Genomic DNA, 16,225 nt, shown 5'->3' with positions numbered 1-16,225 from the left:
AGCGAGCGCCGAAGCGAGGTGAGTTGTCATGGCACTGCACTCCCAGCACAAGCGGGTTCGTAAAAACCGCGTCAGTATTACCTATGATGTTGAGACGAACGGTGCGGTTGAAACCCGTGAATTGCCGTTTGTCGTGGGGGTGATCGGTGATTTTTCCGGCCACAAACCGGAGAGTGAAAAAACGGATCTTGAAGAGAGGGAGTTTATCCAGATTGACAAGGATAATTTCGATGGAGTCATGAAACAGGTTGGGCCGAGACTCTCTTTCAAGGTTGATAATCGCCTCAATCCTGATGACGATTCCCAGTTTGAGGTAAACCTTCGCTTTAATGCGATGAAAGACTTTCATCCTGAAAGCCTTGTCGAACAGATTGAACCCCTCAAGAAACTGGTTGAGGCGCGTAACCAGCTCAAAGTGCTGCTGAGTAAGGCTGATCGTTCCCGAGATCTGGAACGGTTGCTGAAAGAGGTGTTGCAGAATACTGAGTCTATTCAGTCTCTCGCCGCTGAGCTGGGTGTGAATGTTTCAGGCGATGATGCTGGCAGCGGAGGAGATGAAACCTCATGAGTACTGAAGCAGACGTACAGGAACAGGGCGCAGAAACTACGACAGAATCCGTTAGCATTCTGGATCGTGCCATTGGTGCGACCAGTCAGACGTCACCCGATACGACCAAAGAACTGATGGCAGAACTGACCCGTCAGGCGCTGGAAGGCACTGTGACGTGGGATAAGAATCTGACCCTCACCATGGAAAAGGCCATTACCGCCATAGATGCGAAAATTTCGGAACAGCTGGCGGCGGTATTGCATGACGCCTCTTTCCAGAAGCTCGAAGGGAGCTGGCGTGGGTTGCAGAAACTGGTCAGGAACAGTGAGCTGGGTCCAGACCTGAAAATCCGGATCAGTGACTACACACGGGATGAGCTGCTGGAACAATTTGAGGATGCGCCTGCTATCGACCGGAGTCGTTTTTTTAACATGGTCTATCAGGAAGAGTTCGGTACGGCGGGTGGGGAACCTTTCGGTGCCCTGTTGGGTGATTACGCCTTTTCATACGGTGATGAAGATGTTGCCCTGCTTCGCTATATGGGGGAGGTTGCTGCTGCAGCCCATGCGCCATTTATTGCCGCTACCAGTCCTGCCATGTTTGATTTTGCCGGGTTTGAGACCTTCTACGAAGGTAAACCCGTTGCAGCAGGCTTTGATGCGCCGGCCTATGGTGCCTGGAATGCCTTTCGTGACAGTGACGATGCCCGTTATGTCGGCTTGACCCTACCGAGAACCATGGCTCGGTTGCCCTACGGTGCTGAGACGATGCCGGTGAAGGCGTTTGCGTTTGAGGAGTTTGCTTCTGATGCTGAAGGGCATCGCCATCCGGACGGTGGTAAAAGCTTTGTATGGAGTAATGCCTGCTATGAATACGGCCTTCTATTGACCCAGGCATTTACCCGGTTTGGCTGGTGTACGGCTGTTCGCGGGATGGAGAACGGTGGCAAGGTGGAGAACCTGCCCCTGTACAGCTATACGACGCCTGCCGGGGAACGGGTGGTCTGGAGTCCGACTGAAATCAATTTTACCGATGAGCGGGAGAAAGAGTTGAGTGATCTTGGCTTTTTACCGCTGGTGCATTACAAGAATACGAACTTTGCCGTTTTCATGGGGGGGCAAACAGCGCAACGACCGAAAACCTACACCGATCCTGACGCAACATCCAACGCTGCTATCTCAGCACGTTTACCCTATATCATGGCCAGCAGTCGCATTGCCCACTATCTCAAAATGATCGGGCGTGATCGTATTGGTTCCCATATGGAACCAGAGGATGTTGAGAAACAGTTGAACGAATGGATTGGGCAGTATGTTAATCCCAATGCCATCGGTAATGAGGCCAAGGCAAAACACCCCTTGCGCGAAGCAGCCATCAAGGTGCAGGAGCAAACAGGTCGACCAGGTTGTTATTCTGCAGTCGCCTATATGCGCCCATGGTTGCAGATGGAAGAGCTGACAACGTCATTGCGCATGGTGGCTCGGATTCCCGGATAATACATAGCTATTTGTCGCACATTTCATGTCGTCAGCTGACCCCGTCACGGGAAATGCGTTTGTCTGTGAGGATTGTCAAGGTGATCTCGGTACCGAGGATCATGCAAGGGCTATCATTGCCTGCCTGATGGCTGAACTGGATGCTCTGCTTAGCGAGCAGTTAACGCTGATTGTCCGTCATGAGCGACTTCAGGCGCTGGAGGCCTCCTGGAGAAGCCTGGAAGGTACGGTGTTGGCCCAGGGTAGTAAAGGTGGCCAGCGCCTGAAACTACTGGATTGCACTTGGGCAGAATTATCTGCGGATCTCAATCTTGCCTCTGACATACGGCGCAGCGGACTGTTTCGAAAAGTATATTCACGTGAACTGGATACAGCCGGTGGAGAACCCTTTGGGCTGCTACTGGTTGATCACCGGGTGTCAGCAGGGGCTTCCTCGGCGACAGGATTTGATGATCTTTATACACTGCAGCTGCTGGCTGACCTCGGGGCAAGGGCGCTATGCCCTGTCATCAGTGGAGTGGATCGGTATTTCTTTGGGGATGATCCGTTGCGCATACTGCACGATCGATCCCGGGTGAGCAGAATCCTGGACAGTGAGGATATGGCATCCTGGCAATTACTGCGCACGATTGAGTCGACCCGCTTCCTGGGGCTGGTGTTGCCCGGTATACGACTCCGTACTCGCTGGCAGGACTGTTTTCCCGGCTTTGTGTTCAGTGAGCCGGCAGATAATGACGGGGAGTTGTGGGGGAGCGCGTCCTGGGCCTTTGTTGCGAATGTGATGGGGGAATTTAACCGAATCAGTTGGTTTGGTTTTCTCCGGAGCTGTGATGAAAGCGGTACATCAGGGGCGATTGTCAACCATCCTTTCGCAGCCGGGCGCAGTGGGCAAGGGGTCCAAAACCACCTCTGTTCGCCGGTTGCCGACATAGACGTGCCTGCCGAGCAGGATGCGTTTTGGGCTGAGCTGGGTTTTATTCCTCTGTGCAGTATTTATCTGAGCGGCCAGCTTGGCTTTTTCAGTAATCAATCTGTTTACCGGGCAGACAGTCATCACAATGAACAGGTCAAGACCATGATTCAGACGACACTGATGGCCTGCAGGTTTGCGCATTACGTCAAGGTTCTGGCCCGTGACCTTGTGGGTAGCTGGGACAGTGCCGATGAATGCCGCCAGTTGCTGCAGAACTGGATACAGGATTATGTCAGCGAGGTTGATTATGGTGAGGATGTTGTTATGGCTCGCTATCCGCTGAGAGCGGCCAAAGTGGTCCTGACGACGGATCCGGAGGATCAGACCCGTTATCGCTGTGAAATCAGCCTGCTACCACAGTATCAATATGATTACCTTGACAGCTATATCCAGCTCGCTACCGATGTGGTGTCGGGCAAGTCACCGTGATGGAAATACGATGTAGATTGACGGCGTCAGCCAGGAGCGTGATATGGGGTTGGCAGCGCGCTTTGAGCAGGAGCGGCAAGCGAGTGATGAGGCACTTCGTGCTGACATTATTCACCACATCATAACACTGTTATCGAGCCGGCGCCCTGTCTGGGGGCGCGTGTTGGACAACGAGATTCTCATGACGTCCATTGCCGGTTTAGGCATGCTGGATCCTCCGCGCCGTGTCTCGGATTGGCAGGGGCGTCAACTGGCCGAGGATGCCAGTGACCTTCTCCAGCGCTTTGAACATCGTCTGCGTCATATCCGTGTCGGGGTCATTGAGGCAAACCGAACCAGTAATAGGGTTCAACTCCACATTGAAGCCAGCCTTGGTGCGTCGTCCATGAAACATAAGGTGGGGCATGATGGTGACGTATTTGATACCCGTCTTGAAGTGAAAGGGTTTTGATCATCAGGATGGACCACGGGAGGCCGCTAAGGTGCCTGAGTCACTGTTAAGCTATTTTGAACGTGAGCTGGTGTTCCTGCGGCATACGGCGTCTGATTTTGCCCGGTTACACCCTAAGGCTGCACGGAATCTGGACATCAGCGTTGAGAGTATTGAGGATCCTGACCTTATTCGTCTGACCGAAAGTGTGGCGTTATTGAATGCCAGGTTACAGCAGCGCCTGGATGACCGTTATCCTGAACTGGTTCATCAATTACTGCAACTGCTGTTTCCGCATTTTCTCCGACCGGTTCCTGCGTGGATTATGATGGTCTGCGAACCGGATGAGGATCTTGGCGCACCGCAGAAAATTCCCCGTCATTCCACGTTTGAAGCGTTAACCCGAAATAATGAACGCTGTCTCTTTCGAACCTGCCGTGATCAGACGGTTTATCCTTTTCGAATAAGGCATGCTGAAGCGCAGCTGGCGCCTTTTGATTGCGAGCGTCCCGTTGGTGCGGAAGAGGCACGTGCAGCTATTACCCTTCGTATTGAGGCCAACGACCCGGATATTAACCTTAATGAGCTGGGGCTCGATTGTCTGAATGTGCACCTGTGCGGTGAGGGTAAGTTTGTTTTGCAGCTGTATGATGCGCTGATTCACGATCTGAAACAAATTACGATAACTCTGGGCGGTGTCGTCAATCGTTTGCCGCCATCCAGTCTTTACGGCGCAGGCTTTGAGGATGAGTGCAATCTGTTGCCCTACAATGCCAAAACCTTTGTCGGCTTTCGTCTTTTGAGTGAACTATTCCTTTATCAGGAAAAGTTCAATACGCTCACGCTGGATTGTTCGAGTATCACTGGTACCGGGTCGGTGATGGAGATTGTACTGTTTCTGGATGATTTGCCGGCCAATATTGTTCGCCTTTTGTCAGGGGATAATTTCAGGTTGTTTTGTATCCCTGCCGTTAACCTGTTTCCGGTGATGTCCGAACCGATAAACATTGACCATAAGCGCCGTCACTATCCAGTGATCATGACCAGTGCCTCTGCTGACAGGGAGCCTGGAACGTACGATGGGAATCTCGTCGGCAAAGAGGGATTGGAAGTGTTTTCGATCGAGCGAATGCTGGATGTTACCGGTGGCGAGAGCCGTTATGTTCCACCATTGTTCGGAGAAAATTACCGCCCAACACAGTCTTCCATGCGCTGGTGCCTCCACCAAACGCAACAGGATGACGGCACCTTGCTCACTACCGTGTCTGTTGCGGATATGGGGAGTGAACCCATTCGGCAGGAATCGGTCTGGATGGCTGAGACGTTGTGCAGTAATGGCCGACGGGTGAATCAACTTCCCCCCGCCGTTTCTATGACCAGTCTTGATACCTTGTCCCTGTCCGGTACCGTCCGACTGTTACAGCGGCCGCATGTCCCCGTAAGAAACTTTGATCGAAAAGAAGCGCCCTGGCAGTTACTGGCGCATCTGCACTTTAACTTCAACGCGCTGTTTGAAGCAGAGAATCCGGCTGCTGCGTTACGTTCATTGCTGTCGCTGTACAATTTTGGCGCCAGCCGAAAAAACCAGTTTTATATTGATGCGATCATCGGGCTGGACGCCCGACAGGTGGTGGAACCCTTTCGTCTCAATCGACGAAGTTGCCTGGTGACGGGGACGCGCATCCAGGTCACGCTGAACATCCGTCCCATCGATGGTGGGATCTGTCTGCTGACGGGCTTCCTGGATCGCTTTTTTGCGGGTTTTGCCGGATTTAACAGCTTTACCCAGGTGGTGATTCAACTGGAAGGGATGGAAGAGCATTACCAGGTGTTTCCGAAGAGGGCTGGATGCAAGGTCATGATCTGATGCATTCACTGGTCGATACGCCTGTCAGCTTTTCTCCGTGTCAGGTTGTCAGGTTGCTGTTGAAGAACCATCTGGCAGCTGAATCGGACATACACTACAAAACCGACCTCTTGGCGGGCTATAAACCGATGGCGGTTGTCAACCTGCAACGGATCAATCAGACCCACTGGCAGATGACACTGCATCAGGACGCGCTGGGGGGGGCACTGGGGGTGATGCCCCGCTATCTCTGGGATGATGTGTTGCGTCTCTGGCTGGAGCAGGGGCAGGGCGCGGGGATTGCGTTTCTCGACATATTCAATCAACGCAGTCACCAGCTGAGCTACCGGGTGGGGTACAAGTATGATTTTGCGCAGCAGGCTGAGAACGCTGAATGTCAATACCAACCGTCTCTTGGTTCTCTATATCATTATCTTTCCGCCATGGCCGGAACGACAGGCATACGGTGCCTGAAGTCTACACACCTGTTTCAGTATGGTGCACTGCTGGGAATGCATATGACCAATCCAGATGCCTTATCGGGCATTCTGGAAGATTATTTTGGTTGGCAATTTCGTGTCATTCCATCGGATCAGGGCTATGAGCCCCTCTCACGCCATAGCCTGACATCGCTGGGCAGGGGCGGGATGAATCAACAATTGGGCAGGGATGTCCTGATCGGTCGCAGTGCCACGATCCCGTTTGCTCACCTGGATATCAGGATGTTGGCGGATAAACCCTGTGCGTTGCGTCATATACAGGATCAGGGTTTGTTTGATGCCGTTATGGAGCTGGCCAAGCGATTTGTCGGCCACCAGGTGAAGGTTCATCTGCAACTCGAAATTGATAACGATTACCTGCCGCCGTTACAGCTGACAGAAGGCTTTCAGCTCGGGCTCAATACCTATATGCCTGTGCAGGAAGAGGGCGATAGAAAGGTGATCCTGCCATTGAAGCGGTAGATGAAGCGAGAAATCTAAAGCAACCTTTCCCGGGTCAACTATTCTCTCTGAACTTGAATGCAGAGACTGCAGCTACCCTGAACGGCTTGCTTCATGAGCGCATCAGCGCTTCTCTGAACATCCGGTATTGGCGTGATGTATGGGATTGGTTATCAGAATTATCGCATCACCGGAAGGTGAATCCGTCACTGACTGGAGTGTGACGTTTCCCGAAGGTGGAGGCAGTATCGGGAGAGTGCCCGGTGTTACCCTTCAGCTATCGGACAATCGACGTATTGTTTCGGGTACCCATGCGATTATCAGCAGGTATCAGCAGGGTTATCGCATTACCGATGTGAGTACGAATGGTCTTTATATCAATGGCAGTACACGACCCTTGGGGCGTGACTGTCACCAGCCCTTGAACGATGGTGACATTCTTGATGTGGGGGAATACCGTCTCCAGGTAAGTTGTTTCCGTCCCGGGCAATCGACGCTTCAGGACCCTCAACACAGTGGGGCAATAGCGGCTTACGATGTCGTAGATGACCCTCTCCTGGGCAAGACGACGGATAGTCAGCAGGTATTAACGCCAGAGACTTGTGCTACAGATGTGCCTGAAAGGATTGATAGGCAGGCAGACAGATATACGACTACTCATAACAATGATCCTGGTTCTTCGCTGGAACCTGACCCTTTTATCGAATTTGATACTCATCAGCCGCCGTCAACAGGAATAAACCTGAACGAGCAAGTCGACGCTATTGCTGATCCTGACGTGTCGTTTTGTCAGGAAGACAACAAGCGATTGCTGACAGATTTCAGTGAGCCTGCCCCGTTGTTGTTTGCCGGCGGGCAAGCAGATTCAACTTCCCATAGAGGTGCAGAGCAACAGGAGTTGGCCTTTGTTCTTGGCCAGATGCAATGGTTTGAACAACGAAACCGGGTGAGGGAAATGGATTTTTATGATTGTCTGGAAACGGCCTTTAGCCAGGTGATTGAAGAGCTTGACCCTGTCCAGCTGGCGGCAACATTTGATGAGTATGCACCACATGCCCGGTGGTGGCCTGGAAGAAAGGCATTTTATTGGCGGATGTATTGTCGGTATTTTCAGAAGTCAGTCAGCAGCCGGGACCTCTTGCTGAAATTCCGAGGCTGTTTTGATGAGCTGTATCAGCGTAAGAACTGGCAGGGTAAAGGGTGATGCATCGTCACCCCGTTGCAGTAAGGATGGTACTGGGGCTGTTGCTCTTGTTAGACGGTTGCAGCTTTTTCAGTGGCTGGTTTGGGCAGCACCAACCGACAGTAACCATTGACGTGTATGTCTCACCACAGATCAACCCAAACGCACAGGAACAAGCGACACCGGTTGAATGGCGTATTTATCAATTATCGCGTCGGGATTTTTTTGATCAAGCTGACTTTCTGCTGTTGTTTGATGATGACCTCTCCGTTTTGAAAGGTAGCCTGCTTAACCGTCGGTTACCGGGTAGTGTTCTGCCAGGTAGCCAGGAGACCGTCACGCTGCCCCTGGCACAGGGGGCGCAGTATCTGGCAGTGATGGTGGCCTTTGCCAACTACCCGGATGCGACGAATAAAGGCGTTGTTGTTCTCCGGCCTGATCATGATAACCGGGTTCGCCTTGATATTGAGAATATCTCGGCCAGACTCACGACAGTGAAATAAACGCCTCAGGGCAGGGTTCTGTACATGGGTTGGACAGGGTATAGGGCATAGGATATGGACAGGAAAAAAGTGGTCTGGAGTGAAGGAATGTTTCTCTGCCCGCAACATTTCCAGCAGCAGGAACGGTATCTTGAAGACTATGCCCGCCGCTATCTCGAACAGTTACAGCCAGGGCGTTATGGTTTGACGGATCTTGCACTGGATGAACATTTGCTGGCGATAGGTAAAGTGGGGGTCAGGCAAGCCAGTGGCCTGTTTCCGGATGGAACACCGTTTAACCTGAGAACCGCCGTGGCGACCGAAGTGCCCGAGGATACCCGCGACAAAATGGTCTATCTGGCACTGCCCGTCTATAAGACGGGCAGTGTCGAAGTTGGGGATCACACGTCTGACAACCGACGTTACCATCTGATCAGCTATCAGGCCTTTGATGCCTGTCGTGAAGACAGTGACAGCATTCAGCTTGATGTGGCGGAACTGAATATTCGGCTCAAGCTGGAAGGCGAGGATATCCAGGATCTGACCGTGATTCCGGTCGCGCGCGTCCATGAGCGTAAACCGGATGGGGTGGTTGAATTAAACAAGGCAGTCATACCCGTGTGCCTGCACTTTGGTGTTTCGGATTACCTGGTGGATCATGTCAGTGACCTTTACACCCAGATGTTGTCCCGTGCAAGGGATATCGCACACCGCATCCGTGCAGACAAAAGTAACAAGAGCCCGCAGGCGTTAATGGAAGATCATTTATGGCTGCAAACGCTGGGTCGGTGGTTACCGTTACTCCAGTCATGGCTGAATGATCGACGGGTGCATCCCGAAGAAATCTATCGTTGGTTGTTAGTGATTCAGGGGGATTTTTGTGCGCTTGAGGGCAGGTTGCAGGATGAACCGGACACTTTCCAGGTGAACAGGTTGTACGTCTTGTTTTCTACCCTGTTCGCTACGTTACGCACCCAGTTACAACAGGTGCGTGTTGATGCTGTTGTGCAATTGCCTTGGGATGATTCTCTGTTGGCCCGACGGCGGTTATTGCGTACCAGTATTCAGGATCGTTCCCTGTACTCTGCGAGCCGATTCATTCTGTCGGTGACAGCATCTATGGGAACCCAGGAACTCAGCCGTCAGTTTCCACTGCTGTGTAAACTCGGAGGCAACAGCCGTATTGCAGAGCTGGTTCGTCATGCTTTGTCAGGTATTCCTCTTCAGGTATTGCCAGTACCGCCGGTTGAGCTGAAGGTCAAGACGGATGCCGCCTATTTTGAACTTGATACCTGTTCTCCCCTTTGGCTGGAAATGTTGCAGAAGGAAGAGTCGCTTGCCTTGCATATGGATGAGCAATTGGGCGATGTGACGGTTGAGCTGTTCGCTATTCGCTGATGGGCGAGTGCAGTGCCATCAGGGGGCGTTTCGGAGACGATGAGTGACTTCGCTGTTTGTTGATGAAGAGACTATAGACATCCGGGCCGTGGACAAAGAGCCATCATCGGCTCCTGATCAGGAGCCTTCCCCGGGCGCGTCTGACGGAGCCGATCTCTGGGAGTTGTCGAGCCTGCCTGAACGTTTTGATCTTCACCCCAACCCCCTGATCAATATTTCCCATGAGGTGATTGCGGTGCTTGCTGCATTGCCGCGCCTCGGTTACCCGCAGGATATCCGACAGTTTCGCCTGTTATTACTCGACCTGGTTGCTGAAGTGCGCAATCGAGGCCTGTTCCTGGATTACCATGCCAGCGTTATCGACAAAACCTGTTTTGTCCTCTGTGCGGCTCTGGATGAAACGATCATGAATACAGACTGGGGTGAGGCTGCGAACTGGGGAAGTAATACGTTGGTCAGTAGTGTTTTTAACCAGCGTAACGGTGGAGAAGTGTTTTTTGATCTGCTTGACCAGGCTTTACGGCAGCAAATGCGTCTGGTGGATTTTCTGGAAGTTCAGTACTGCCTGTTACAGCTGGGGTTCAGGGGACGGTATCGGGATATGGCTAATAGCCCGGTCAGTGAATTCAGCGCCAGTATTCTGAAGCTGCTGTTCCGTCACCATAAGGACACAATGCTACCTGAAAAGTCGCGCGAGAAACCCGTCAGTCACGGCAGGCCATTCCGTTTTATCCCATTCTCGTGGCTATTGCTGGGCGCAGCAACTCTGATGGCGATTACGGTAATGATTTCCGAACTCTGGTATGGCAGTCAGTCGGCTGTTCTATTGTCCCAGTATGAACGACTGGCCATGGAAGTCTTCTATACCGATACCGGTCAGGATGAGGCGGCCAGTTCCGTTCAGGATGATGAAACGTCACGTTTGCTGCGCTCTGCCGGTGTCTTGACTGGCCAGCTGTTTGAACGTGTCTGGTCAGTCACACTGACGCCATTCGAACGTGAGAGTCGTGCCCGCGCGATCAGTAATGAACTGACCCATGCTGGCTACCTGGCAACAGTCACACAGGTTCGGGATAAATGGGTGGTTAAAATTCCAGCAACAAGCCGCCAGAAAGCGGAGTTACTCAAAAATGAGCTGGGCATACGCTATAACCTGACGGGAGCGGTAGAGCTGGATCTGTTACCGGAATCCGGCACTGAATGGGTACCGGGCGAATGAAACGCGTACTGCTGGTGGCATTGCGGCCGTTGTTGCTGATCACCGGGATCAGCATGTTGTCGGTTGTCAGTGTTGTCTGGCTCCTGAGCAGTTTTGTGGCGCCAGGATCGGGCATGTTGTTGCGTTTGCTGCTGATTCCATTGCTGCTGACCGGTATCGCCGGCATTGCCTGGTGGTATCACCGACGAAAGACCAGCCGGCGTACAGTTCAGGAAAAAAAGACAGCATTCACCGATCTGGAACGCGATAAAACAGCCTTGGCCAGCCTGTTTGGGGATGCCATCAAACAGTTAAAAAACCGTCAGCGTCTTGCGACACGAAGCCTCTATGAGCAGGCGTGGTATGTGGCACTGGGTGACGGCCGTAGCGGTAAAAGCACACTGTTGTTCTGCAATAATCTTGAGCCATTGTTTCTGTATTCAGAGGATGAAGAAACGTCTGCCAACTGGTTGTGTCGGTTCTGGGTAGGGAAGCGCGTCGTGGTGATTGAGACCGGGCCAGGACTGGTGGGGGCCAGTGTCAATGAGGCGCTGTGGCACTATTTTTCTGATTTGTTAATGAAATATCGGCCAAGGCAGGCATTGAATGGCCTGATCATGGTGGTCAGTTGTGCTGATCTGCTGCATGGCAGTCGCGATGCCCGCCGTAATCTTGGCAGTCGTATCCGTGAGGCCATTTTAACGCTGAATAATCGTATCGGTATTCAGCTGCCGGTTTATGCGGCATTCAGCTGTGTGGATGCTATCTGTGATTTTTTACCGGCGTTCAGCAGTCGGCGTGAGGGCGGAGCCGATGCACCGTTTGGCGATCTGGTTGAGGGGTATGACAACCGACACTTCGATGTGGAATGGTTCCGGCATTCACTGCAGACCTTATTGTTGGGGCTGGTCGACAAGCAGTTAAGATCCATGCAGCAGGGACGTCGTCCGGAAAGCTGGCAATCACTGATTGCCTTGCCGTTCCAGTTGCAACTATTCGGACGGGTCATGGAAAACTTCTGCAAGGATCTATGTACAGAATCCCTGCTGCGGGAGTATGTCTGGCTGCGGGGTTATTTTCTGTTTACCTCCGAACAGCAGGGAGCCCAGTATGATTTATTAACACAGGCGGTCTCCAATTTTGGTGGCTGTGCCAGCACGACAGTTTACGATCAGGTGCCCGGGCGGATGACGCTGTTTGCCAGCCGATTGCTGCAACAGGTCATATTACCGGAATCAGGGATTGCCGGGCGGAACCGGCAACAGGAGAGTCGCGACCTGTTTGCCCATCTGCTAGTGATACTGGTACTGGTGTTGTCGCTGGGAGTGTTTATTTACCAGATGCGTGCGAATTGGATCAGGGATGAATCCTACTTTCACAGTATGCAATCGCGCCTGGCGCTTTATCACTCAGAAATATTTCGCCTTGAGCGACAGGAGAGAACCACAGACCTTGCTTATGTGCTCCCTGTTTTGACTGATCTGAGGCAGCTCTATCAGGAGGGGAACCGTAAGAAACCTTGGTATCTGCGCAGTAGCCTGTTTGAGGGAAACCTGTCGAAGGCCGTAACCCAGGCATACCACAATCATCTCCAGCAATTACTGTTACCCCGGCTGATAGACCTGACGGCGACGGCCTTACAGCAAAGCCTTGATGACGATGATACCGGACAGGTTTTCGAACATCTTCGTTTTTACTTGATGCTGTTTAACAAACGCCTTTTGAATACCAGTGGCCTGGAGCGTTTTCTGCTTGGACGCATGGCTGTTGTTGTCCCGCAACTGAATGGGCATCAGGCAGAGCAATTGGTCAGCGACCTGCTGGATTCCGAGTATGCCACCGTCTACAGACCCCGAGAACAACTGGTTGAAATGGCACGTCAGAGTCTCGCCGGGGTGCCTGTTGATCAGCTCATTTATGGGCGGCTCAAGGCGCTGCCGGATAACCGTGAAACACTGGATGTCCGTCACTTCATGGGCAAATATTTTCCATTGATGGCCCGTTTCCGGCCCGGATTTAAGGCGTTCACCATGCCTGTGATGTATACGGCCATGGGCTACGCCAATCTGGATCTCTCCGTGAAGTCACCGCTTCTGCGACAGCTTTTGACGGAATACCGCTTGATCATGGGCGACTTACAGGGACCCTTTAACATTGACCTGTTGGCGCTCAGTACCAATATCCAGAACCTGTATTTTTCAGATTACATTTATCGCTGGAAAAACCTGTATGACAATATTGAGGTTGCCCACTTCGGTACGCTGATCGAGCTGGGCGCCTCACTGGAAGTCTTGCGGGCACCGTCCATCAGCCCTCTCTTGGATGCGTTGAATTTTCTTGTCGCGAATACCCAGCTGGTACAAACCAGAGAACCGTCAGAGACATCAGTCGTCGAAAAAGCAGCAGGCAAGGCGGCGGGGCAAGGGGCGAAGTGGCTGGCATCGGAACAGTATCGTCTGAACCCTGCCTATGTGGTTGATGAACAGTTTCAGCAGTATGCCGACTTTGTCGAAACCCGTCACGAGCAGGGTTCAGCCTTTGAGCGGCTGGAACAGTGTGTGTCGAATCTGGATGTCTACCTGCAGGATGCGCTGACGGCACCTGATCAGGGCGAGGTATTTTTTACGTATGCGCTGGCCCATGCCGCCGGGAACAATGATCCTATCCGCTGCATTGATACGGTGTCGACACTGGCGCCGCCGGCTGTGGCCGGTATCGGTCAGGCGCTGTCTCAGCAGATCTGGAAACTGGTTCTCATGGAGGCGTATCGCCATATCGACAAGCAATGGCGTCAGAATGTACTGCCGGTCTACAAAGCGACATTAGCGGGACGTTTTCCGTTTGCAGCCAGTGAAGGGTGGGAATCTTCCCTGGCGGCATTTGTCACGTTTTTCCGTCCGGAAGGTGTGTGGGACGGGTTCGTGACAACCTATCTGGCCCCTTTCGTCGATTGGCAGGGGGCGAAACCGGTGCTGAAATCGATTGATGGTTTCCGGCTACCGCTGAAACCCCAGGTGTTGGATTTGATGATCAAGGCAAAACGCATTCGTTATGTTTACCTGGATGCCAATGGCCAGCAGTTGTCCCTGGATTTGACCGTCCGGGCACTGGGTATGAGTCCTGATGTGACGGATTTCGTCCTGTCAGCCGCGCGGCCGATATTCAAGTACCAGCATGGTCCCAGGGTCTGGGGCTCATTGCACTGGCCAACGGATGATACGCCGGATACCGGTGTAACAGCGCAGTTCTACCGCAGTGGCGTCTTACTGGCAGAAAAGCAATATAACGGTCCCTGGGCGCTGCTGCGTTTTTTCTGGGATGCGCGGATGAAAACCGACACCATGGGTGTCATCTTCGAATACCCACTGGGTGACCGATCCATCAAATTACATGGGGCGGCGATTGATGAGTACCCGGGGCCTCGGGCCCAGGAGCTGTTTCTGAATTTCAATCTGCCGGAAACGTTGCTATGAAAGTCAGTGATGCATTCCTGTCTCGGCAGGCGAAACATCGGCTGGCAGGACGCTTCACACTCGCCAGCCCGTTTAGTGATAGGCGACGTGTCGTACAGGCCTATGATCATGAGAGAGGGTCGCAGGTTGCACTCAAGCAGGGATCGCCGGAACAACTGGGAAGGGAGTGGACAAGGTTAAGTACTCTTTCTGTAAGGGGGATTTTACAGCCGACGTTGTTGCTTCCTGCCATGGGATTGATGGTGTTTCCCTGGCTGAAATCAGATAATTTTGCCCTAAGGTTGCGGGCCGATGATATTTCATTACTAGAAGGATTAGCCCTTTTAAGGCAAGTCGGGCAAGCCGTGTGTCATTGTCACCGACAAGGGTTTATTCATGGTGATATAAAGCCGGCTAACATCATGCCGTTATTAGGCGGTGTGCTCATTGATTTTACGGGGGCCTCTGATATTGGTATGCCGGTTTCCCAGGTTATCCCGTGTTACCTGTCGCCCACCTTTGCGGCACCAGGGATATTACGAAACCAGGGGGTGATGCGTGAGTCCTTCGACTGGTTTTCACTGGCTGTAGCTCTGGAATTGCTGATATGCCGGCAGCACCCATTTGCAGGTAAAAGCATCATCGACATGTCTGAACATGCCGGGAGGTCAGGGGATCATTGTTTTGACTGGCAAGCCTGCTGCAAAGGACATGAGATCACACAGGCGGAATTCATGGGTGTACTGGATTACTGTTACCATGCGGCTGAGCAGCGCTATGCTGAGATCCACCCAACTGAAGATGGGTCATTACCCAGTGCTGATGTGGGCCGGGAATGGTCCAGAGCCCGAACAGCATAACCAGTATGCCGGCACTGGCTCTGACCCCCCTATGTTGCAGAACCCCTTTTATCTGGTCTGCCAGTAGACCGGTCGCCAGCAAAACCGGGATAGTGCCAATGCCAAAGCAAAGCATCAGTATCGCTGCGTTCCAGCTGCTGGCGCTGGACGCTGCCCAGATCAGCGTACTGTAAACAAGGCCGCAGGGTAACCAGCCCCAGAGCATGCCAACACCAAAAGCGCGAGATGGGGTGGTGATCGGCAGCAACGCTGCAGCTCGTGGCTGTATATGTCGCCAGAGTCGATGACCGGCCTGTTCGAGTTTGGTGAGGCCAAACCACCACCCGGAAAGGTACAGACCCATGGCAATCAACATCAATCCCGCCAACCAGCGAATAGCCAGACTGGTTTCACGACTGAACCCGCCCAGAAACCAGCCTAATGTTCCCATCAGGAAGCCTGCGATGGCATAACTGATAATCCGGCCGGAATTATAAGCCAGCAGTAAATAAAGACGCCGTGGCAGGGTATTGCCTGCAGGCGTCGACAGTGTCAGGGCGGACATGATTCCCCCGCACATCCCAATACAATGTGCACCGCCAAGCAGGCCAAGAATAATGGCGGTCGTATACTGCAGTGTTTCAGGCATAAAAGGGTGTTAACTAATAAGGTTGGCAGTCTGTATACCGCCAGACTGCAACGATTGTTGTGATAGAGGTCAGTATCTATTCCTTTTTTTCCTGTTTGTCAGTGTGCGTTGGCTTTTTCCGGGGGGTATCATCAAACAGGATACTGTGTGCAGGTCCTTCCATGTCATCAAACTGGCCATTATCAACGGCCCAGAAAAACAGGGCGACAGCAATGATCACAAAGATCACCGCCAGGGGAATCAGCAGATATAAACTGGCCATGGTATCAGGCTCCCTGGAACCTTAACTCCCGCTTAACGATCTGAAGAAGTAAGGCTAAATTGAATGAAGAGAGCGTCCCCTGTGCTCTTCAGGCAAA

Annotated in this window: 13 protein-coding genes and 1 pseudogene; 12 read left to right on the top strand and 2 right to left on the bottom strand. The window is 52.5% G+C overall.

Annotated features, from left to right (window positions below; all coding sequences use genetic code 11):
• Nucleotides 1-28 precede the first annotated feature (28 nt).
• The 12 genes and pseudogenes from tssB to ABD892_RS07945 form a co-directional block, all read left to right on the top strand.
• Nucleotides 29-568 (top strand): type VI secretion system contractile sheath small subunit, encoded by a 540-nt coding sequence (gene tssB, locus ABD892_RS08000; RefSeq protein ID WP_345194948.1) that lies wholly within the window; start codon nt 29-31, stop codon nt 566-568.
• Nucleotides 565-2,046, top strand: coding sequence for a type VI secretion system contractile sheath large subunit (tssC, locus tag ABD892_RS07995; RefSeq protein ID WP_345194947.1), 1,482 nt, complete (start codon nt 565-567; stop codon nt 2,044-2,046). The genes tssB and tssC overlap by 4 nt, the downstream gene beginning before the upstream one ends.
• A 25-nt stretch (nt 2,047-2,071) precedes the next feature.
• The gene (locus ABD892_RS07990; protein ID WP_345194946.1) at nt 2,072-3,448 is read left to right on the top strand and encodes a type VI secretion system contractile sheath domain-containing protein; all 1,377 of its coding nucleotides are present in this window, start codon (nt 2,072-2,074) and stop codon (nt 3,446-3,448) included.
• Between the two features lie 43 nt (nt 3,449-3,491).
• Nucleotides 3,492-3,899 carry a hypothetical protein gene (locus tag ABD892_RS07985; protein ID WP_345194945.1) on the top strand — a complete coding sequence of 136 codons (408 nt, stop codon included), beginning with the start codon at nt 3,492-3,494 and terminating at the stop codon, nt 3,897-3,899.
• 31 nt (nt 3,900-3,930) lie between these two features.
• Nucleotides 3,931-5,745 carry a type VI secretion system baseplate subunit TssF gene (gene tssF, locus ABD892_RS07980; RefSeq protein ID WP_345194944.1) on the top strand — a complete coding sequence of 605 codons (1,815 nt, stop codon included), beginning with the start codon at nt 3,931-3,933 and terminating at the stop codon, nt 5,743-5,745.
• Complete coding sequence (locus ABD892_RS07975; RefSeq protein WP_345194943.1) at nt 5,727-6,686, top strand: type VI secretion system baseplate subunit TssG; 960 nt, start codon at nt 5,727-5,729, stop codon at nt 6,684-6,686. The genes tssF and ABD892_RS07975 overlap by 19 nt, the downstream gene beginning before the upstream one ends.
• A gap of 139 nt (nt 6,687-6,825) precedes the next feature.
• Nucleotides 6,826-7,869 (top strand): type VI secretion system-associated FHA domain protein, encoded by a 1,044-nt coding sequence (locus ABD892_RS07970; protein WP_345194942.1) that lies wholly within the window; start codon nt 6,826-6,828, stop codon nt 7,867-7,869.
• The gene (gene tssJ / locus ABD892_RS07965; RefSeq protein ID WP_345194941.1) at nt 7,869-8,351 is read left to right on the top strand and encodes a type VI secretion system lipoprotein TssJ; all 483 of its coding nucleotides are present in this window, start codon (nt 7,869-7,871) and stop codon (nt 8,349-8,351) included. Before ABD892_RS07970 ends, tssJ begins: the two co-directional genes overlap by 1 nt.
• A 54-nt stretch (nt 8,352-8,405) precedes the next feature.
• Entirely contained in the window at nt 8,406-9,728 is a 1,323-nt protein-coding gene (gene tssK, locus ABD892_RS07960; protein WP_345194940.1) for a type VI secretion system baseplate subunit TssK, read from the top strand.
• Nucleotides 9,729-9,771: 43 nt separating this feature from the next.
• The gene (gene icmH / locus ABD892_RS07955) at nt 9,772-10,947 is read left to right on the top strand and encodes a type IVB secretion system protein IcmH/DotU (RefSeq protein ID WP_345194939.1); all 1,176 of its coding nucleotides are present in this window, start codon (nt 9,772-9,774) and stop codon (nt 10,945-10,947) included.
• Entirely contained in the window at nt 10,944-14,399 is a 3,456-nt protein-coding gene (gene tssM / locus ABD892_RS07950; RefSeq protein ID WP_345194938.1) for a type VI secretion system membrane subunit TssM, read from the top strand. The genes icmH and tssM overlap by 4 nt, the downstream gene beginning before the upstream one ends.
• Nucleotides 14,396-15,013 (top strand): annotated as a pseudogene (locus tag ABD892_RS07945) (protein kinase domain-containing protein); the annotation flags it as partial. The gene tssM and the pseudogene ABD892_RS07945, both read left to right, overlap by 4 nt.
• Before the next feature lie 97 nt (nt 15,014-15,110).
• Here ABD892_RS07945 and ABD892_RS07940 read toward each other — a convergent pair.
• On the bottom strand, nt 15,111-15,866 hold the full coding sequence (locus ABD892_RS07940; RefSeq protein WP_345194937.1) for a sulfite exporter TauE/SafE family protein: 756 nt from the start codon (nt 15,864-15,866) through the stop codon (nt 15,111-15,113).
• Nucleotides 15,867-15,942: 76 nt separating this feature from the next.
• The gene (gene ccoS, locus ABD892_RS07935; protein WP_345194936.1) at nt 15,943-16,128 is read right to left on the bottom strand and encodes a cbb3-type cytochrome oxidase assembly protein CcoS; all 186 of its coding nucleotides are present in this window, start codon (nt 16,126-16,128) and stop codon (nt 15,943-15,945) included.
• Nucleotides 16,129-16,225 lie beyond the last annotated feature (97 nt).

The organism is Kistimonas scapharcae (assembly GCF_039540975.1).
Taxonomy (GTDB): domain Bacteria; phylum Pseudomonadota; class Gammaproteobacteria; order Pseudomonadales; family Endozoicomonadaceae; genus Kistimonas; species Kistimonas scapharcae.
Note: the sequence above shows the minus strand (reverse complement) of the source record. Positions and strands in the feature narration are given on the sequence as shown.